Raw genomic sequence first — 17,666 nt, 5'->3', positions numbered from 1 at the left:
CCCTATTGCCACACGACGGCGAAGACGGCGGTGGCGCCGATCAGTCCGGCGATCATGGCCAGGGCGTAGTGGTTGACGACGCCGGTCTGGAGGCGCCGCAGCGTGCCTCCACCGCGCAGGATCGAGCGGGCAACGCCGTTCACGATGCCGTCGACGCCATTGAGGTCGATGCGCAGGCCGATACGCGCCATCCCATGCATCAACGGCAGAACAACGGTCTCGGAGACGTTGCTCACCGCCCTCTCCCAGGCCGCCACCGGCTTCTCAGCGAACCACATGAAAGACCGTGCGCCCTTGCGGTAGAACCAGTCCGTGTCGATGCTGATCGTGGCCTCGGGGTCGAGAGCCTTGAGGAAGATCACAAAGCCCAACGCGGTGAACAACAGCAGGCCCAGGCTCTCGGTGATGTGGACGCCGGTATAGGGCTCGAAGTCGACCGGATAGGGCAGCAGCGCGTAGAGCGGCTGAGGATACACGCCTATCGCGATGCAGAGCGCGGCCGCCATCGCCATCGCGATGAGCATGTTGCGGGGCGGCTCGCGCGCCTCAAGCCCGCGGTCCGTGCCGAAGAACATGTAGTAGGGAAGCTTGAGCCCGGTGTGCAGGAACGTCCCCGACGACGCCATCGTCAGCGCCAGCACCACCAGCGCACGCTGGTCCTGCCCGGCGGCAGCCACCACCATGGACTTGGTGACGAAGCCCGAAAAGAACGGGAATGCCGAGATCGCAAATGCGCCGATCATGTAGAGCGCAACGGTGATCGGCATCGACTTGTAGAGGCCGCCCAATTCGGTGAGCTTGCGCCGCCCGGTGACGTAGATCACGGCCCCCGCGCCCATGAACAGGAGCGCCTTGTAGAGGATGTGGGCGAAGGCGTGGCTGGCGGCGCCATTGATCGCCATTTCGGTACCGATCCCGACGCCCGCCACCATGTAGCCCACCTGGCTGACGATGTGATAGGCGAGCAGCCGCCGGCAGTCGTTCTCGAGCACGGCGTAGATGACGCCGTAGAGCGCCATCGCGATGCCGAACCAGACCAGCAGCTCGGTTCCGGGAAACGCGCGCGCCAGCACATAGACCGCGGTCTTCGTCGTGAAGGCGCTCATGAACACCGCCCCGGTCACCGTCGCCTCCGGGTAGGCGTCGGTCAGCCAGGCATTGAGCGGCGGCACCGCCGCGTTGAGCATGAAACTGGCGAGGATCAAAAGGGCGGCAGCGCCCATCTGCCCTTCGATCGGACCGAACAGCAGCGAGCCGGTGCCAATCCCCTGGAGAACGATGCCGCCGAGCAGTACGACGCCGCCGGTGATGTGGACCATCAGATAGCGAAACCCGGCGCGGATCGCAGGCCCGCCGCCCTGGGCGAAGACCAGATAGGCGGAGGCGACCGCCATCGCCTCCCAGAACACGTAGAGGGTCAGGTAGTCGCCGGCGAAGACCACGCCAAGAGCGCTGCCGACATAGACGAATGCAGCCACGTGCTGGCCGGGGCGCGTGACGTGAAGCGCATAGACCGTGCCGATCAGCGCCATGATCGTGAAGACGGTGGCAAAGACGATGCTCAGCCTGTCGACCCTGGCCACCAGGATGTCCTGGCCGATGAACCGCGCCGCACCGTAGTCGCCCGGCTGCATGGCGAGCACGGCGACGATCGCCAGTGCCGGGATCGCCACCAGATAGGCCTTGCGGATGGTCGGCGGCAGGAAGGGGATCGGCACGGCGCCGAGGATGAACAAGGCAGCGGGATGGACGAAGTCAGTCATAATAGTCCTCGCGCCGCATCAGACCGCATCGATGGCCGAGGAATTTCGAGACGAAGATCAGCAGCACGCAGGAGCCGAAGCCGTAGACGGCCGACCAGCCCGGCAAGCGGTCCCAGAGGTATTCGGCGTGTTCGCGAAAAACCAGGAAGTCGGCGATGACGATCGCGGCAAGGGCCAGGTAGAACAGCCGGCGGCGGCGGACGGCATATGCCTCGTCGCCAAAGAAATCGACGATGTACCTGATCATCCGACCACCCTTTCGGCGAGAGCGATGAAGTAGCCGGGGAACAGGCCCACGGCCACCGACAGGATGGCGGTCGCCACCAGCGGGATGGCGATCATCGGAATCTCGCGGACCGGCGCGGCATTGTCCGGCTCTGCTCCGAAAAAGGCGACATAGCTGACCGGCAGGAAATAGGCGGCGTTCAGGACAGAACTCACCAGCAGCACGACCAGGAACGCGACCTCGCCCGCCTCCACCGAGCCCAGCGCCAGGTACCACTTGCTGACGAAGCCCCCCGTGGGCGGTATTCCGATCATGCTGAGCGAGCCGACGAAGAAGGCACCCATCGTCCAGGGCAGCCTGCGGCCGATGCCAGCCATGTCGCTGATGTTGCGCTTGCCGGATGCGCAGTAGATCGACCCGGCGCAAAAAAAGAGCGTGATCTTGGAGAAGGCATGCACGGCGATGTGGATGATCCCGCCTACCATCGCGACCGGCGACAAGAGAACCGCGCCGAGCACGATGTAGGAGAGCTGGCTGACCGTCGAATAGGCGAGCCGCGCCTTGAGGTCGTCTCGGGTCAGCGCGTAGATCGACGCCGTCAGGATCGTGAACGAGACGAGGTAAGCGGTGGCCACGCCGAGCCCCAGGGCGGCGACCAGCCCGGTGCCGAAGACATCGAAGATCACCCTGAGCACGCAGAACACGCCCATCTTGACCACGGCAACTGCATGCAACAGCGCACTGACGGGCGTTGGCGCCACCATGGCGGCGGGCAGCCAGGCGTGCATCGGCATGACCGCCGACTTGGCAAAGCCGAAGAGATAGCAGAAGTAGACGGCCGTCAGCAGCGGCGCCGAGGCACCCGTTCCCGCCAGCAGTCCCCCCGGCGTGAAGTCGAGCGATCCGGCAATGCTGTAGGTCAGAGCGAGCGCGGCGAGAAGCACGCTCTTCGACGCTCCCATCAGGTAGACGAGATACTTGCGGCTGCCGGTCCAGGCCTCCTCGTCCTCGTGATGGTAGACGAGTGGATAGGTGACGAGGCTGAGCGCCTCGTAGAAGATCACCAGCGTAAACAGATTGGCGGCGAAGGCGCCGCCGACGGCCGCCGCCAGGCTGGTGGCGAAGCAGGCGTAGAACCGGGTCTGGGCGTGCTCGTTCAGGGCCCGCATGTAGCCGATCGAATAGATCGACGCCGCGATCCACAGCAGCGACGAAACGGTGGCGAACACCATGCCGAGCGCATCGACCCGGAAGGCGAAATCGACCCCCGGCAGGATCTCGAACAGCTTCAGATCGACCGTCCGGCCCGCCAACACCGCGGGGGCCATGGAGGCGACGATCGCAAACATGACCACCGCCGCCACCGGCGAGACCGCGTCACGATAGCGTTCGCGGTTCTTCAGGAAGAGCACGGCAAGGGCGGCGAGGCCCGCGACAGCGACGGCAAGCAATGGCCGGATCGATGTCACCGGGTCCAAGCCGCTACCCCTTCAGCAACGTCACATCGTCGGCCCTCAGCGTGGACTTGTTCCTCACGAGGGCGACCAAAATGCCAAGGGCGACGGCGACTTCGGCCGCGGTGATCGCGATGACGAAGATCGCGAAGATCTGTCCGCGGCTGTCGGCGTAATAATGCCCGAAGGCGATGAAATTGATGTTGACCGAGTTGAGCAGAAGCTCGAGCGACATCAGCACGACGAGGATGTTGCGCCTCAGCAGCACGCCCCCCGCCCCGATGACGAACAGGGCAACGCCGAGCACGATGCTCCACCAGAGCGGCACCATCAGCGTGGCTCCTTCTGCGCCAATACGATGGCGCCCACCAGGGCGGCGAGCAGGATGACGGAGGTGACCTCGAACGGCAGCAGATACTCGGCAAAAAGGGTCGTGCCGAGTTGCCTGAGCCCGATGCCCTCGCCCCCGGCGGGTGGCGGCGTGACCGAGAAGGCGCCGCTCCAGAGCACCAGGACCAGCATCTCGGTGCCCAGAAGGACGAGCAGCACCAGCGCCGGAAGATTGCTGCCCGGCAGGAAGCGCTGCAGCACCGCCTCGCGCACGTCGACCATCATGATCACGAAGATGAACAGGACCATGATCGCGCCGACATAGACGAAGATCTGGATGACGGCGAGAAGCGGCGCCTCAAGCAGGACGAAGATGGCAGAGACTTGCAGGAAGCACGCCATCAGCGCCAAGGCGCTGTGGACCGGGTTCCGCGCCAGGACCAGGATAAGGGCCGTGACCACGGACGCCGCGCCGAACAGAAGATACAGCCCCTGAACCATCGACGCCGCCCCTCCACGCGAGCCGTCACTCGGTGTCGGCCGGCCGCATATGAGACAGTTGCGCACTTCCGATGCGTACGTGAATTGTGCCCTAATCTTGGATGTTTCTCAAGATTGTCGGGGCGAACGCTGCGTCAGCGCCGGTTCGGCGGGCTGCCTGGTCGAAGCCTACGCGTCGAGCCATACCTTCTCCGAGACGAGCATCCTCTTCTCGGACGCCATCCAGACTTTCGGCCTCGATGCTTCGGATGATCGCAACGCGCCATGAGGCTGCGAGACTCGCGAGCCGGCCTCGCGGCTTTCGCGCTTCTGTTTGACCTTGGTCAAACATGCCGTCCAGGCACGCACCTATGCTGCAGTGAATGATTTGAAATAGGAACGGAGCGCCGGACTTGGTCGCCGAAGGAGAATTGCCGACGTTCGTGCGGCGCCTATTCCCAAGCTTCATGGGCCGGCCGCTCGGACCGATACTGACGCTATCGCTGCGTTCGCTGGCCCGGCGGCGGCCGCAGTTGTTCGACCGGCTCGGCGGGCACCGCGGGGCGAGCTACCGCATCGGTCCCAACGACCTGGCCTTCTCGTTCATCGTCGTGCCGGACGGTGCAATGGCGTCCGTCCGGGTCGTTGGCAGGGACGATCCCGCAACGGCCGACGTCACCATCAAGGGTCCGATCCTGATGCTGCTCGGCTTGCTGGACGGCACGCTCGACGGCGATGCCCTGTTCTTCCATCGGGTGATCTCGGTCAGCGGCCGCACCGAAGCCGTGGTCGCCCTGCGCAATGCCATCGAGGACGCCGAACTGCGCCCATCCGACCTGCTTGGGCTGCGCGGCACCCTGGCGCGACTGGCCGATGCAGGCGTGCTCGGCGGGCTGAGCGCGGCGCGCCATCTGGCCGAACGAACCGCCGTCCGGTCGAGGGCGGAAGTATGAGCGACCCCGGACGCATGGAACTCGTCTGCCCTGCCGGCACGCCGGCAACGCTGAGGGCGGCCGTACTCGCTGGCGCGGATTCCATCTATTGCGGTTTCCGCAACGAGACGAATGCGCGCAATTTTCCGGGCCTGAACTTCTCGACCGAGGAGCTCGCCGAGGGCGCGCGCTTCGCTCACGCGCATGGCAAGAAGGTGCTGGTCGCGATCAACACCTTCGCGCAGGTCGACCGAGTTGATCTCTGGCGCAAGGCGGTCGATGACGCGGTCGCCAGCGGCGCCGACGCCATCATCGCCGCAGACATCGCCGTGCTCGACCATGTGGCACGCAACCACGAGGTCCGGCTGCACCTGTCCGTGCAGGCCGCCGCGGCGACGCCGGAAGCGATCGGCTTCTACGCCAAGGCCTTCGGCGTGCGTCGCGTGGTGCTGCCGCGCGTGCTTTCGGTGCAGGAGATAGCTGCGCTCAACCGGCAGATCGACGTGGAAACCGAAGCCTTCGTCTTCGGTGGCCTCTGCGTGATGGTCGAGGGCCGCTGCTACCTCTCGTCCTATGCCACCGGCAAATCGCCCAATCTCAACGGCGTCTGCTCGCCGCCGGAGTGGGTGAACTATGTCGAGGACGGCAACGGCACCACCGCCCGGCTCGCGGGCTTTGCCATCGACCGCTATGCGCCCGGCGAACCGGCCGGCTACCCGACACTCTGCAAGGGCCGCTTCAAGGCAGGCGACAAGACCTCCTACCTGTTCGAGGACCCGGTCAGCCTGAATGCCGGCAGCATGCTGGCCGGCTTGAAATCGGCAGGCGTGACGGCGCTGAAGATCGAAGGACGCCAGCGCGGCAAGGGTTATGTCACGGAGGTCGTGGGCGCTTTCCGCCGCGCGGTCGACGCGGTGGAGACCGGCGGCGACGCCATCGAGATCGACCGCATCCTGGCCGGCATGTCGGAAGGCGGCAGGCAGACGGCAGGCGCTTACCGGAAAACGTGGAGATAGACGAATGTGGCCGACGAAACTGACCCTGGGACCGGTGTTTTACCATTGGCCCGCCGAGCGCCTTAAAGATTTCTATAGGCGCATCGCCGACGAGGCTCCCGTCGACCGGGTCCACGTCGGCGAGGTCGTTTGCGGCAAGCGGCTGCCGTTCTCCGATCCGATCTGGCCGGATGTCATCGAGCGGCTGGAACGCGGCGGCAAGGAGGTGGTCCTGTCCACGCTCGCTGCTCCGGCAAACGTGCGCGAATGCAAGGTCGTCAGGGAATTCTGCCATGACACCCGCATGGTCGAGATCAACGACCTGACGGCCCTGCCGAGCCGGCGCGGCCAATCCTTCATCGCCGGTCCCTTCATCAACGTCTACAACGAAGGGACGGCACGTTACCTCATCGGCCAGGGCGCCCTGACGATCTGTCCGCCGGTGGAACTGTCGCTGGCCAGTATCGGCAGCCTTGCGCGCGCCTGCCCGGAAGCGGAGTTCGAGGTCTTCGCATTCGGGCGCCTGCCGCTGGCGCTGTCGGGGCGCTGCTACCACGCGCGGCTGCACGGCCTGCACAAGGATGCGTGCCGCTTCACCTGCGAGAAGGATCTCGACGGGCTGGCGGTGGACACCGCCGAGGACCAGGAATTCCTGGCCATCAACGGGGTGCAGACGCTGTCCAACCAGGTGCAGGCCGCCTGCCCTAGCCCGGACAAGCTCGCAGCACTCGGTATCAGGCGGCTGAGGCTGTCGCCGCAGAGCTGCGACATGGTCGCGGTAGCGAAGGTCTATCGTGACCTGATCGACGGCAACGAAGACGCCGATGGAGCGCGCTTCCTGCTGTCCTGCCTCGAACTGCCCGGCAAGATGGTGGACGGCTTCTTCCACAGCAAACCCGGAGTTCAGCTGGTCGCCTTGCGTTGAGGCGACCAGCCGTCACCTCGTCAGTGGCCGCTGCCGCAGCAGCAGTCGCAACCCGAACCGTCCTTGCGGCCGACCTCGACGCGCCAGACCTCCGGCCCCTGTTCCAGGTACTCCCAGGTGAGCTGGCCGGGGAACGCCATTTCGAGCTGGTAATGCAGCGGACGTGGATCGTGGTCGCTGGCTATAACGAAGGCGGCGCCGGGTGCCAGCGAATCGACCGTGGCGAATATCCTCGGATGACGCTCCATCCGCGGAATGGTCCTGACATCGAGAACGGGGATGGTCGCAGCTTCGGCAGTTGCCATGTCTCTTCTTTCCTTCGGCCCGAAAAGGGAAGCCGGGAGAAGCGGCCGCCCTCCCCCGGAAGCGGGGACCCTAGGGCGGCGCGTGTGCAGCGAGATTGCCGAAACGCAAACAAATGCGGGAAACGGCACCTCCTTGGCATTTCGCAAAGAGGCCGGACGGCCTCGGGGCTAGAACCGTGGCCAGGCAAACGCGACAGAACTGGAAATGCCATGCCCGCAACCATCCTGGAGAAGTACGGCGAGGCGCGCCTGCCCCGCTATACGAGCTATCCGACGGCCCCACGCTTTTCGCCAGCCATCGGAGCCGGTTCCTATGGCGACTGGCTCGGCCAGCTGCCCGCCGGCGACCCGGTGTCGCTCTACCTGCACATCCCGTTCTGCCGGTCGATGTGCTGGTATTGCGGCTGCCACACCACGATCACGAGACAAGACCAGCCGATCCTCGACTATCTCGCCGTGCTGCGCGACGAGATCCGCATGGTGGCGGGCCGCATCCCGCATCGCCTGCCCGTGGAAGAGGTGCATTTCGGCGGCGGCACGCCGACCATCATGGAGCCGGCGGAATTCCTCTCGCTCATGGCGCTGCTGCGCGAACACTATGCTTTTGCAGACAGCACCGGCATTGCCGTCGAGATCGACCCGCGCCGACTGACGGCCGAGATGGCGCAGGCACTGGGCGCGGCGGGCGTCACCCGCGCCAGCCTCGGCGTGCAGAGCTTCGATCCCGTGGTGCAGAAGGCGATCAACCGCATCCAGACCGAGAAGCAGACGGCGGAAGCCACCGACAATCTCCGCCGCGCCGGAGTCGGCGGCATCAATTTCGACCTGATCTACGGCCTGCCGCACCAGACAGTGCAGTCTTGCATCGACACGGCCAACGCGGCCATCGCCATGCTGCCGGACCGTTTCGCGGTGTTCGGATATGCGCACATCCCATCCTTCAAGAAGCACCAGCGCATGATCGACGAGGCCGCCCTGCCCGATGGTGCTGCGCGCAACGAACAGGCCGAGGCGATCGCCGGGACGCTGGTCGCCGCAGGCTACAGGCAGATCGGCCTCGACCATTTCGCGCTGCCGGGCGACGGCCTCGTGCGGGTTCAGGAAGCGGGTCGGCTCCGGCGCAACTTCCAGGGCTACACGACGGACAATTGCGAGACGCTGATCGGCTTCGGCGCCTCGGCCATCGGGCGCATGAAGGACGGCTACGTACAGAACGAGGTGGCGCCCGGTCTCTACGCCCAGCACATCGCCTCCCGCCGGCTGGCAACCGCCAAGGGCTATCGCCTGACGGAAGAAGACCGGCTGCGCGCCAAGATCATCGAACGCCTGATGTGCGATTTCAGCGCCGATGTCGGCGCGATCTGCAAGGCCCACGGCGTCGACCCGTCGGCACTGCTCGCCGGCAACGACCGGCTGGCGGACTTGGCAGTCGACGGAGTGGTCACCATCGCCGACGGCGTGTTGCGCGTCAGCCAGGAACATCGCTTCGTCATTCGTGCAGTGGCCGCCGCCTTCGACGCCTATATCGACCATTTGACTCGGACGCATAGCAAGGCGGCCTGACCGCCGATCAGGAAGCGAAAAGGCCCGACGTGGGAGCGCCGGGCCCTCCGCCATCGTAGCCTTGTTCCCCTAACCTGCAAGGCTGCGATAGATGGCGGGAAGTGCTGCCGGCAGCTTCGATATGTCGCCGACCACGGCATGGCCGTTCTGGCCGAACAGCGCCGGTATGTAGGACTTCGCCTCCCGGTCGACCGTCACGCCGAACACGCTAAGGCCGCTGCGCCGTGCCTCGATCACGGCCCGGCGGCTGTCTTCGAGCGCGAAGCGGCCCTCATAGTGGTCGATGTCGTTGGGCTTGCCGTCGGTCAGCACCAGAAGCAGCTTCTTGCGGTTGGGCTGCTTTGCCAGCTCCGCCGAAGCGTGCCTGATGGCCGCGCCGATGCGGGTGTAGTAGCCCGGCTTGAGCGCCGCGATTCGCCTCTCGACCGTCGCACCCATCGGCTCGTCGAAGGCCTTGACTGTCTCGATGCGCACCCAGTCGCGGCGACGCGAGGTGAAGGTCAGGATCGCATGGTTGTCGCCGCAGGCGGCGAGCCCGTTGGCCAGGATCAGCAGAGCCTCCTTCTCGACGTCGAGCACCCGGCGGTTGTCGAACCAGGCGTCGGTCGACAGCGAAACGTCGACGAGGATGGTAACCGCCAGATCGTGTGCCTGGGGCCGGCTCATCAGGTGGATGCGGTCGCTGCCCTGGCCGCCCGCGGCGAGATCGCAACGGGCCCGCACCACCGCGTCGAGGTCGAGCTCAGCGCCGTCGAGCTGGGCGCGAAGCATCTCGCGGCGCGGCCTGAGCACCTCGAACTGACGTCGGACGCGCCGCATGAGGCGCCGCGTCTCGAGATCCGGCTCGCCGGCCTTCCCGGTTTCCGCTGCCGGTGCTGCCAGCACGCGGCAATGATTGGCAAGATAGGCGCCGGACCGGAAATCCCATTCCGGATATGTGCATTCCGCCGTCAGCGACGTGCGGTCCAGCGCTTCCGGCGGCAGGTCGAGATCGAAGCGGAAGCGCGACGCCGGCCGGCCCTTGCGCTCGCCGAGCGTCATGTCGTCGAGGTCCTCGGCAGCCTTGGCATCGTCGTCGCTGTCGTCGGAGGGCCGGTCGACGTTGACCATCTCGGCCATTGCCAGGATCTTCTCGAAGCGATTGAGGATGAAGGGGCTGCGCTCGTCCTGGCGCGTCTCCTGGTTCTCGCGGACCGCGACCTGGCGCTCCTTTTCGGCGCCGGCGACGTCCTTTCCACCGCTGACGGGCTCGTCCTCGCCACGGCGGGGCGCGGTTTCCTGGCGGAACAAGGCATCGGGCCAGAGCGGCACCGGAAGCATCGGCAGGTAGCCCGCTGGGGCGCGGTGCGGAAAGATCACCGGCAGCGCGTCGTCGGGCAATTCCGCGGCCTGCCTGAGAAGGCTGACAAGCTTGCCCTCGACCTGCGCCTCGACCGACGGCAACGGACCGCGATGGCGCGCGGCAAGCGTTGCCCCGGCCAGGCGCCGGTAGCGGCGGCCAAGCCCCGGAAAGCTCGCGATCACGCTGGCCACCGTCGCCTCCGCGCGCCGCAGCGCTGCAAGGTCGCGCAGCAAGGGACCCGTTTCCACGATGGGGTCCAGCGGCATGACCGCCATGTAGGCGGCAAGCCAGACATAGAGGTCGCGGTTGAGTGCCTTGTCGGGGAACAGGTCGATCACAGCAGGCAGCATCAGGGAGGAGCCGTCGCGCGCGGGCTGGACGAGCTTTTCCTCGCCGAGCCCCATGCGCTGGCGCCAGCCGAGGCGATGGCCCGATGTCTTGCCCCGCACGGTGGTCATCTGGACCGCCCCTTCGCCGCCGAAACCGCGGAAGCAGACCGCCAGCACCGGCTGCACGGCGGCCAAGCACACTGCATGTTCCGGATAGCGCGGCCAGGTCTGCACATGCCCGATAAGGCGGTGCCAGGCGCGGCCGACCGTCTCCTCGATCTCAAGGAAATCCAGCATGGCCGCGCCTCAGCGGATCAGGGAGTCGGCCAACTCGACCAGTGCCGTCTTGACGTCGGGCTCGTCGGTCAGCGGCTCGATCAGCGCGGCAAGCACGGCTTCGCGCATCGGTACGCCGGCGTCGACGAGGCTGGCGCAGTAGACGAGCAGTCGGGTCGACGCGCCCTCCTCCAGGTCGTGGCCCTTGAGGGCCCGGATACGCCGTGCCAGTTCGACCAACGGCGCGACCTGCCCCTCGGCCAATCCGCTCTCGGTCGACACGACGGCGATCTCCTCGGCCTTGGGCAGGAAATCGAACTCGATGGCGACGAAGCGCTGGCGGGTGCTCGGCTTCAGGCTTTTGAGCAGGTTCTGGTAGCCCGGGTTGTAGGACACGACGAGCATGAAACTCGCCGGCGCAACCAACTGCTCGCCGGTACGCTCGAGCGGCAGGATGCGACGGTCGTCGGTCAAGGGATGCAGTACCACGGCGACGTCCTTGCGCGCCTCGACGATCTCGTCGAGGTAGCAGATGCCGCCTTCGCGAACCGCACGGGTGAGAGGTCCGTCGACCCAGACGGTGTTGCCACCCATCAGGAGGTAGCGCCCAGTGAGATCGGCGGCGGCGAGATCGTCATGGCAGGAGACGGTGGAAAGCGGCAGGCCGAGTTTCGCCGCCATGTAGCTGACAAAGCGGGTCTTGCCGCAGCCGGTCGGCCCCTTGAGCAGCAGCGGCAGCCGTCGCGCCCAGGCGCGCTCGAACAGGATGCATTCGTTGCCCGACGGGCTGTAGTAGGCGGGGCTGTCGGCAACTGGGCGGACAGCAGGCAACTTGGTGGTGACAGAGGCGACGGTCATTGGGGGAACTCCACGGGAAGCAGGTATGGGGGTGCATGGCCTCGGACGCCTCCGGAGCCATGCGTTCAACATCACTCGGCTGGGTGGAGGACACGGGCAGCTTTTTCGCTGCGCTCGCGACCCGGCACCAGCACAGCCCACATGAACAGCAGCGCGGAGACGACCACGACGACGCCCGACCCGAGACGCACCCAGTAGAACAGCGCGAGCTGATCCTGGACGTCCATGTAGCTCTCGCCCAGCACGCGCTGGAGATGCACCTGGACGACGCCGGCGAAAGTCAGCGCAAAGGTCATCACCGACATGGCCGTGACCATCATCCAGAAGCTCGCGACGGAGAGCCACTGGTTGTAGGGCGCGCGGCCCTTAATCTCGGGAATGGCGTAGGCCATCATCGCCAGGTTGAGCATCACATAGGCGCCGAAGAAGGCGAGGTGCCCGTGGGCGGCCGTCACCTGCGTGCCGTGGGTGTAGTAGTTCACCGAGGACAGCGTGTGCAGGAAGCCCCAGACGCCGGCGCCGAAGAAGGCCATGACCGAGCAGCCGATCGACCACAGCAGGGCGGCCTTGTTGGGATGGTTGCGGCCCGCCTTCCAGGTCATGTGGAAGGTGAAGACCACCATGGAGAAGAACGGCGCCACCTCGAGCGTCGAGAACAGCGAGCCGATCCACTGCCAGTAGCCGGGCGCGCCGATCCAGTAGTAGTGGTGGCCGGTGCCGAGGATGCCCGAGAACAGGGCCAGTCCGACGATGATGTAGAGCCACTTCTCGACCACCTCGCGGTCGACGCCGTTGAGCTTGATCATCAGGAACGCCAGCACCGACGCCATGATCAGCTCCCACACGCCTTCGACCCAGAGGTGGATGACATACCACCAGTACATCTTGTCGAGCGCGAGGTTGGACGGGTTGTAGAAGGAGAACAGGAAGAAGATCGCCAGCGCCCACAGTCCGAAGAGCAGGATGTTGGTGACCGTGGTCTTGCGGCCCTTCAGCGACGTCATGGTGATGTTGAAAAGGAACATCAGCACCACGACGACGATTCCCACCTTGATGACGAAGGGCTGCTCGAGGAACTCGCGGCCCTCGTGGATCCTGAACAGGTAGCCGACCACGGCGACGCCCGCCGCGACGAAGAACATCCAGAACTGCACGATCGCCAGCTTGGGGCTGAACAGTTCCGTCTCCGCCTCCTCCGGCAGCAGGTAGTAGGTCGCGCCCATGAAGCCCATCAGCAGCCACACCACCAGCGCGTTGGTGTGGATCATGCGGATGATGTTGAACGGCAGAAGCTCGGACAGCGTGTTGGGCAGGACATAGATGGTGCCGGCGAGCACGCCAAAGGCGACCTGAGCCAGGAACAGCACGAGCGCGCCGTAGAAATAGGTCATCGCGACCTTTTGCGTTTGGTATTTCATGTCTCTCTCCTGGCGTTCAGCCGGCCTCGTTCGGCGGCCAGTTCTGGGTGTTGATGCGGCTCGTCCATTCGAGGAAGTCGGCGAGGTCGTTGAGTTCCTGGTCGGTCAGGTTGAACTGCGGCATCTGGCGCCGTCCCTCGATCCCCGACGGTTGCGCGGCCATCCAGGCCTTGAACGTCTCGCGGGCACCCTCGGGATCGGCTTCGCCGCCGTAGCGCTTCCACACATTGCCGAGTTCCGGCGCGAAATAGGCGCCTTCGCCCAGGATCGTGTGACAGTTGATGCAGGAGTTCTTCTCCCAGACGTGCTTGCCGCGCGCGACCGAGTCCGTCAGCGTCTTCTCGTCCGTCGAGGTCGTCCGCATGTAGAAATGGCTGTGCGCGGTAAGCCCCACGAAAATTGCGAAGAAGAAGAACGAACCGCCGTAGAAGACGTTTCGAGCCCCCGTTTTGGTGAGGCGTTCTGCCATCACGAGATCCTTTCCAGTCAGATTTCCGCGAGCGGAATTGTCCGATCGATTCATCCCGGCGGCTGGCCGCCAGTCTCCGGAAGCCGTCCCGGTTCGGAACCTTCTATGGGTTTGGTGAAGGCGTTCTTTGCGATTTGGCAAACAAAGCGGCTCAGCCGAGGCTGGCGGCAAACAAGGCCTTGGCGGCGGCCGAGACGGCAAACACCAGGCACCAGCCTGTCAGCGCGCGCCGCATCGCAGCCTGCCGCCGCAGATCCATGAAATCGAGGATGACGAAGCGGGCCTTGAAAAGGGCAAAGCAGAGGACCAGTGCCAGCCCAGCAGCGTTGCCTCCGTAGCGAACCGCAAGCACGCTCGCGCCGGTTAGCACGATCAGCGTCAGCCAGGTTCGCAGCAGCTGTCGGTTGGATCCGCCGGTCATGCCGGTCACGCCAAGTAGATGATCGGGAACATGACGATCCAGATCAGATCGAATACGTGCCAGAGCGTGGTGATGAGGATCACGTTCGACCGCTCCATCCGCCACGCGACCAGCAGAAGCACCAGCGCGCCGAACAACACGTGCAGCAGGTGGAAGCCGGTGAGCAGGAAATAGAGTTCGAAGAACACGCCATAGCCGGCGTCGCCGGCGTGGCCGATCTCGCCACCATATTCGAACAGCTTGATTGCGACGAACAGGAAGCCGAGCAGCGCCGCAAGCGCGAGCGCCAACCGCGCTGCCCCGCGCGAGGCATCCGGGCGCGCCGCGCGCGCCGCCTGCCAACCGCTGGTGAGAAGCACTGCAGTGTTAAGGGCAGCGAGTGGGGCATTGAGATGCTGCCGCGCCGCCGCGAATTGGTCCAGTTGGACGATGCCGGCGACCATGAAGGCAACGAGCAGGATGCCGAATGCGGCAAGCTCGCTCCACGCCAATATCCAAAGCAGGAAATCTCCGGCGTCCGGCGCCTCTTCTTCCTGCCGGCTCGTCGAAACCGTCATGTCCATATCGCTTCTTAGGCACGGCCACGCCGGGCTTCTTTGCGATTGCACAAGGTAGCGGGGATGAAAGAGCGGCACGATCGCGACGTGACAACTTCAAAGGAGCCCCGCGATGAGCAACGCACAATTCGGCCTGTCGGTCGCCACGCCGATCATCGTCGGCTTCGCACTGCTGCTCTATCGCATGGGCGTTCTGCAGCGCACCGGAGCGACTTCCGCAGTGCTCGCCTCGGTCGCGATCGCGGCGATCCTCTTCTTCAATCAGTAGAGCTGACTGCAGGCCGGGGCGATGAACCACTCTATGGTATCGGACGGCATCGCCGCGCTTGACCGTCTTTATGCAAGGGCGCTCCGGGTCTGCGACGACCTCGAGACGGTCGCCGACACCTTGCCCAATCCCGATCGGCGATTCTGCAGGCGGCTGGCCATCGAGCTCGACACGACAGTTGCGGTCGTCAACCGGCGCGAAGAAAGTGACTTGTTTCCCCTCTTGGCCGAGCAAGCCGGCGCGATGGTAGTCGCCAGGCTGCGCGAGGAACACGAGCAGGACCACACGGCCACTGCCGAGATCGTCCGTGCGCTCGTCAGCATTTCCCGTGGCCGCGCCATAGGATCGCATGAGGCGACCGGTTACATGCTGCGCGCCTATTTCCTCGCCGTCCGCCGGCATATTGCCTTCGAGCAAGCCATGCTCGCATCGCTGAAATCCGTCTCCGAACCCCGCTGATCGCTGGAACCTTGCTGGCAAGCCGGGCACACGCGCTCGGCTGCGCTTGCGTGCCCGCGCGCCAAGTATTCGCCGAACGCCTGCCAAAATGTCGCACCGCAACATCTGTTTGCGCTGCAACAAAGAAGGGTTGCCGACAAGCCTCTAGTCTCTGGATCGTAACAACAGGCAACGCCACGCCAGAAGGAGATTTAGAAAATGTTGACGCGACGCGAAGCACTCCTGGGTACGGCCACAGGTGCGGCAGCGGCCGCGATCCTGGGCTCGATCATCGCCACGCCCGCACTGGCTCAGGCGCGCGCAGCCGATATCGCCGGCCTGCCGCGGGTGAAGGTCGACCTCGTGGCCCCGCCCTTCGCCCACCCCCACGACCAGATCGCCAAGGACGGCCCGAAGGTCATCGAATACCGGATGACCATCAAGGAGCAGCCCATGGTGATCGACGACGAGGGCACGACGCTCAGGGCCATGACCTATGAAGGCTCCATGCCCGGGCCGCTGATGATCGTGCATGAGGGCGACTATGTGGAACTCACGCTGGTCAATCCCGAGACCAACGAGATGCCGCACAACATCGACTTCCATGCCGCCACCGGGGCGCTGGGCGGCGGGGCACTGACCCACGTCAATCCGGGCGAACAGGCGGTGCTGCGCTGGAAGGCGACCCGCACCGGCACATTCGTCTACCACTGCGCGCCGACAGGCATGATCCCCTGGCATGTCGTGTCCGGCATGAGCGGCGCGGTCATGGTGCTGCCGCGCGACGGGTTGAAGGACGAGAACGGCAAGCCGCTGAAATATGACCGTATCTTCTACATCGGCGAGCACGACCTCTATGTCCCCCGTGACGCGAACGGCAAGTACAAGCAGTACGAGTCCCTCGGCGACAGCTATGACGACACGCTGAAGGTGATGCGCGGCCTGATCCCGACCCACGTCGTCTTCAACGGCAAGGTCGGTTCGCTGACCGGCGACCGGGCTCTCAAGGCCAAGGTCGGCGAAACGGTGCTGTTCGTGCATGCCCAGGCCAACAGGGACTCCAGGCCCCACCTCATCGGCGGCCATGGCGACCATGTCTGGGAGGAAGGCAAGTTCGGCAACGCACCCGCCAAGGATCTCGAGACCTGGTTCATCCGTGGAGGTTCGGCAGGGGCCGCCCTCTACACCTTCCTGCAGCCGGGGGTCTACGCCTACGTCAACCACAACCTGATCGAGGCGGCCGAACTCGGCGCGACCGCCCATGTGATGGTCGAAGGCGAATGGAATGACGACCTGATGAAGCAGGTCCAGGCACCCGGCCCAATCCCGACCAACTGACCGGCGGGCACCTTTCACTGTCCAACTCGGCCCGCCGGCATGCCTGCGGGCCTTTTTCTTGAAACGGTAAGAACAGGAGCCGAACCATGAAACTGGGCAGCTTGCTTCTGACCACGGCAGCCGTCGGGCCGGCACTCGCGCTGGCGAGCTACCTGCCCTTCCGCGAACCCGTCGGGCCAGCGGCCACGCCTGCAATGGCGTCCCCGCAGACTGTCGCCGTCGCTCCGGGCCGGCTGGCCTACAGGCTGCCGGGCGAATTCCTCACCGCCGACCGCCCCGTCGATGCGCCGGAGAGCGAGATACGGTTTCGCCGTTCGTTCGACATCATGACCTACCAGGTCAGCGCCGCCGACTATGCGCTCTGCGCCGCGGACGGCGTCTGCGACGCGGCCGACGGGGCCGCCGATCAGGCCGGGAACCTGCCAGCCACGGGCATCAGCTTCCGCGACGCCAACGCCTATGCGCAGTGGCTGTCGGAGCGGACGGGAGAAAGCTGGCGGCTGCCGACCGACGAGGAATGGGCCTACGCGGCGGCCGAACGGTTCAGCGAAGAGGCACTGGGTGAGGACGGCGACACCATCGCACGCTGGCTGGCGCGCTACCGCAGCGAGTCCGAAGCCGCCAGGGGCCGCGATCCCGAGCCCAAGCCGCAGGGCCACTTCGGCGCCAACTCCAACGGCCTCTATGACGTCGGCGGCAATGTCTGGGAATGGACCACGACCTGCTATCGCAGGACCTCACTCGACGGGCGCGGGCGCGTCGATACCAGCACCGACAACTGCGGCGTGCGCGTCGTCGGCGGCAAGCATCGCGGCTACATGTCGTTCTTCATCCGCGACGGCAAGAGCGGCGGTTGCGCGGCCGGCTTGCCGCCCGATAACCTCGGCATCCGCCTGGTCAGGGAGCGCCCGTCAATGCTCTCGGCGATCAAGGCGTTGTGGCGCGGCGCAGCCGGCTAGCCTGGCTCACACAAAGGCCC

Annotated in this window: 20 protein-coding genes; 8 read left to right on the top strand and 12 right to left on the bottom strand. The window is 65.5% G+C overall.

The window, feature by feature from the left end:
* Positions 1-2: 2 nt before the first annotated feature.
* From AmiPiv_RS09030 to AmiPiv_RS09010, 5 genes are read right to left on the bottom strand one after another with little or no spacing between them, the layout of a single operon-like run.
* Entirely contained in the window at positions 3-1,763 is a 1,761-nt protein-coding gene (locus AmiPiv_RS09030; RefSeq protein ID WP_340037048.1) for a Na(+)/H(+) antiporter subunit D, read from the bottom strand.
* The gene (locus tag AmiPiv_RS09025) at positions 1,756-2,010 is read right to left on the bottom strand and encodes a hypothetical protein (RefSeq protein WP_340037046.1); all 255 of its coding nucleotides are present in this window, start codon (positions 2,008-2,010) and stop codon (positions 1,756-1,758) included. The genes AmiPiv_RS09030 and AmiPiv_RS09025 overlap by 8 nt, the downstream gene beginning before the upstream one ends.
* Entirely contained in the window at positions 2,007-3,467 is a 1,461-nt protein-coding gene (locus AmiPiv_RS09020; protein ID WP_340037045.1) for a monovalent cation/H+ antiporter subunit D family protein, read from the bottom strand. Before AmiPiv_RS09020 ends, AmiPiv_RS09025 begins: the two co-directional genes overlap by 4 nt.
* 4 nt (positions 3,468-3,471) lie before the next feature.
* The gene (nuoK, locus tag AmiPiv_RS09015) at positions 3,472-3,774 is read right to left on the bottom strand and encodes an NADH-quinone oxidoreductase subunit NuoK (protein WP_340037044.1); all 303 of its coding nucleotides are present in this window, start codon (positions 3,772-3,774) and stop codon (positions 3,472-3,474) included.
* Entirely contained in the window at positions 3,774-4,274 is a 501-nt protein-coding gene (locus AmiPiv_RS09010) for an NADH-quinone oxidoreductase subunit J family protein (RefSeq protein ID WP_340037043.1), read from the bottom strand. The genes nuoK and AmiPiv_RS09010 overlap by 1 nt, the downstream gene beginning before the upstream one ends.
* A gap of 422 nt (positions 4,275-4,696) precedes the next feature.
* Between AmiPiv_RS09010 and ubiT the strand changes: the two genes are divergently transcribed.
* Genes ubiT through ubiV form a run of 3 tightly spaced genes read left to right on the top strand, consistent with a single transcriptional unit; the run spans position 4,697 to position 7,105 of the window.
* Positions 4,697-5,206 (top strand): ubiquinone anaerobic biosynthesis accessory factor UbiT, encoded by a 510-nt coding sequence (ubiT, locus tag AmiPiv_RS09005; protein WP_340037042.1) that lies wholly within the window; start codon positions 4,697-4,699, stop codon positions 5,204-5,206.
* A 14-nt stretch (positions 5,207-5,220) separates the two neighbouring features.
* Positions 5,221-6,201: a ubiquinone anaerobic biosynthesis protein UbiU gene (ubiU, locus tag AmiPiv_RS09000; RefSeq protein ID WP_445206935.1), complete on the top strand. Its 981-nt coding sequence runs from the start codon at positions 5,221-5,223 to the stop codon at positions 6,199-6,201.
* 4 nt (positions 6,202-6,205) lie between these two features.
* Positions 6,206-7,105 (top strand): ubiquinone anaerobic biosynthesis protein UbiV, encoded by a 900-nt coding sequence (ubiV, locus tag AmiPiv_RS08995; protein WP_340037040.1) that lies wholly within the window; start codon positions 6,206-6,208, stop codon positions 7,103-7,105.
* A 20-nt stretch (positions 7,106-7,125) separates the two neighbouring features.
* Here ubiV and AmiPiv_RS08990 read toward each other — a convergent pair whose 3' ends face one another.
* Positions 7,126-7,410, bottom strand: coding sequence for a DUF2249 domain-containing protein (locus AmiPiv_RS08990; RefSeq protein ID WP_340037039.1), 285 nt, complete (start codon positions 7,408-7,410; stop codon positions 7,126-7,128).
* Between the two features lie 210 nt (positions 7,411-7,620).
* On the opposite strand from AmiPiv_RS08990, the gene hemN reads away from it, so the two are divergent.
* On the top strand, positions 7,621-8,973 hold the full coding sequence (gene hemN, locus AmiPiv_RS08985) for an oxygen-independent coproporphyrinogen III oxidase (protein ID WP_340037038.1): 1,353 nt from the start codon (positions 7,621-7,623) through the stop codon (positions 8,971-8,973).
* A gap of 69 nt (positions 8,974-9,042) precedes the next feature.
* Here hemN and AmiPiv_RS08980 read toward each other — a convergent pair whose 3' ends face one another.
* The 6 genes from AmiPiv_RS08980 to AmiPiv_RS08955 all read right to left on the bottom strand — a co-directional run bounded on the left by AmiPiv_RS08980 (position 9,043) and on the right by AmiPiv_RS08955 (position 14,649).
* Positions 9,043-10,941, bottom strand: coding sequence for a nitric oxide reductase activation protein NorD (locus AmiPiv_RS08980; protein WP_340037037.1), 1,899 nt, complete (start codon positions 10,939-10,941; stop codon positions 9,043-9,045).
* Positions 10,942-10,950: 9 nt separating this feature from the next.
* Positions 10,951-11,778, bottom strand: a complete 828-nt coding sequence (locus AmiPiv_RS08975; RefSeq protein ID WP_340037036.1) for a CbbQ/NirQ/NorQ/GpvN family protein — start codon at positions 11,776-11,778, stop codon at positions 10,951-10,953.
* A gap of 71 nt (positions 11,779-11,849) precedes the next feature.
* On the bottom strand, positions 11,850-13,196 hold the full coding sequence (locus tag AmiPiv_RS08970; RefSeq protein WP_340037035.1) for a cbb3-type cytochrome c oxidase subunit I: 1,347 nt from the start codon (positions 13,194-13,196) through the stop codon (positions 11,850-11,852).
* 16 nt (positions 13,197-13,212) lie between these two features.
* Positions 13,213-13,665 carry a c-type cytochrome gene (locus AmiPiv_RS08965; protein ID WP_340037034.1) on the bottom strand — a complete coding sequence of 151 codons (453 nt, stop codon included), beginning with the start codon at positions 13,663-13,665 and terminating at the stop codon, positions 13,213-13,215.
* Between the two features lie 151 nt (positions 13,666-13,816).
* Positions 13,817-14,086 (bottom strand): cytochrome C oxidase subunit IV family protein, encoded by a 270-nt coding sequence (locus AmiPiv_RS08960; RefSeq protein ID WP_340037309.1) that lies wholly within the window; start codon positions 14,084-14,086, stop codon positions 13,817-13,819.
* Positions 14,087-14,091: 5 nt separating this feature from the next.
* Positions 14,092-14,649, bottom strand: a complete 558-nt coding sequence (locus tag AmiPiv_RS08955) for a cytochrome c oxidase subunit 3 (RefSeq protein ID WP_340037033.1) — start codon at positions 14,647-14,649, stop codon at positions 14,092-14,094.
* Between the two features lie 106 nt (positions 14,650-14,755).
* Here AmiPiv_RS08955 and AmiPiv_RS08950 point away from each other — a divergent pair, with 106 nt between their 5' ends.
* The 4 genes from AmiPiv_RS08950 (at position 14,756) to AmiPiv_RS08935 (ending at position 17,646) form a co-directional block, all read left to right on the top strand.
* Positions 14,756-14,911: a hypothetical protein gene (locus AmiPiv_RS08950; RefSeq protein ID WP_340037032.1), complete on the top strand. Its 156-nt coding sequence runs from the start codon at positions 14,756-14,758 to the stop codon at positions 14,909-14,911.
* Positions 14,912-14,932: 21 nt separating this feature from the next.
* Complete coding sequence (locus AmiPiv_RS08945; protein WP_340037031.1) at positions 14,933-15,370, top strand: hemerythrin domain-containing protein; 438 nt, start codon at positions 14,933-14,935, stop codon at positions 15,368-15,370.
* A gap of 198 nt (positions 15,371-15,568) precedes the next feature.
* Positions 15,569-16,687 carry a copper-containing nitrite reductase gene (gene nirK / locus AmiPiv_RS08940; protein WP_340037030.1) on the top strand — a complete coding sequence of 373 codons (1,119 nt, stop codon included), beginning with the start codon at positions 15,569-15,571 and terminating at the stop codon, positions 16,685-16,687.
* A gap of 86 nt (positions 16,688-16,773) precedes the next feature.
* Positions 16,774-17,646: an SUMF1/EgtB/PvdO family nonheme iron enzyme gene (locus AmiPiv_RS08935; protein ID WP_340037029.1), complete on the top strand. Its 873-nt coding sequence runs from the start codon at positions 16,774-16,776 to the stop codon at positions 17,644-17,646.
* Positions 17,647-17,666 lie beyond the last annotated feature (20 nt).

Source organism: Aminobacter sp. Piv2-1 (assembly GCF_037625995.1).
Taxonomy (GTDB): Bacteria; Pseudomonadota; Alphaproteobacteria; order Rhizobiales; family Rhizobiaceae; genus Aminobacter.
This window is presented reverse-complemented; position numbering and strand designations above follow the sequence as displayed.

What these genes read in the sequence shown, in the direction of transcription:
- AmiPiv_RS09030 (WP_340037048.1), bottom strand. Translation starts at nt 1,763, where the DNA reads ATGACTGACTTCGTCCATCCCGCTGCCTTGTTCATCCTCGGCGCCGTG.
- AmiPiv_RS08980 (WP_340037037.1), bottom strand. Translation starts at nt 10,941, where the DNA reads ATGCTGGATTTCCTTGAGATCGAGGAGACGGTCGGCCGCGCCTGGCAC.
- AmiPiv_RS08955 (WP_340037033.1), bottom strand. Translation starts at nt 14,649, where the DNA reads ATGGACATGACGGTTTCGACGAGCCGGCAGGAAGAAGAGGCGCCGGAC.
- AmiPiv_RS08970 (WP_340037035.1), bottom strand. Translation starts at nt 13,196, where the DNA reads ATGAAATACCAAACGCAAAAGGTCGCGATGACCTATTTCTACGGCGCG.
- hemN (WP_340037038.1), top strand. Translation starts at nt 7,621, where the DNA reads ATGCCCGCAACCATCCTGGAGAAGTACGGCGAGGCGCGCCTGCCCCGC.
- AmiPiv_RS08990 (WP_340037039.1), bottom strand. Translation starts at nt 7,410, where the DNA reads ATGGCAACTGCCGAAGCTGCGACCATCCCCGTTCTCGATGTCAGGACC.
- AmiPiv_RS08975 (WP_340037036.1), bottom strand. Translation starts at nt 11,778, where the DNA reads ATGACCGTCGCCTCTGTCACCACCAAGTTGCCTGCTGTCCGCCCAGTT.
- ubiV (WP_340037040.1), top strand. Translation starts at nt 6,206, where the DNA reads ATGTGGCCGACGAAACTGACCCTGGGACCGGTGTTTTACCATTGGCCC.
- AmiPiv_RS08960 (WP_340037309.1), bottom strand. Translation starts at nt 14,086, where the DNA reads ATGACCGGCGGATCCAACCGACAGCTGCTGCGAACCTGGCTGACGCTG.
- AmiPiv_RS08935 (WP_340037029.1), top strand. Translation starts at nt 16,774, where the DNA reads ATGAAACTGGGCAGCTTGCTTCTGACCACGGCAGCCGTCGGGCCGGCA.
- AmiPiv_RS08950 (WP_340037032.1), top strand. Translation starts at nt 14,756, where the DNA reads ATGAGCAACGCACAATTCGGCCTGTCGGTCGCCACGCCGATCATCGTC.
- nirK (WP_340037030.1), top strand. Translation starts at nt 15,569, where the DNA reads ATGTTGACGCGACGCGAAGCACTCCTGGGTACGGCCACAGGTGCGGCA.
- nuoK (WP_340037044.1), bottom strand. Translation starts at nt 3,774, where the DNA reads ATGGTGCCGCTCTGGTGGAGCATCGTGCTCGGCGTTGCCCTGTTCGTC.
- AmiPiv_RS09010 (WP_340037043.1), bottom strand. Translation starts at nt 4,274, where the DNA reads ATGGTTCAGGGGCTGTATCTTCTGTTCGGCGCGGCGTCCGTGGTCACG.
- AmiPiv_RS08965 (WP_340037034.1), bottom strand. Translation starts at nt 13,665, where the DNA reads ATGGCAGAACGCCTCACCAAAACGGGGGCTCGAAACGTCTTCTACGGC.
- ubiU (WP_445206935.1), top strand. Translation starts at nt 5,221, where the DNA reads ATGGAACTCGTCTGCCCTGCCGGCACGCCGGCAACGCTGAGGGCGGCC.
- AmiPiv_RS09025 (WP_340037046.1), bottom strand. Translation starts at nt 2,010, where the DNA reads ATGATCAGGTACATCGTCGATTTCTTTGGCGACGAGGCATATGCCGTC.
- AmiPiv_RS08945 (WP_340037031.1), top strand. Translation starts at nt 14,933, where the DNA reads ATGAACCACTCTATGGTATCGGACGGCATCGCCGCGCTTGACCGTCTT.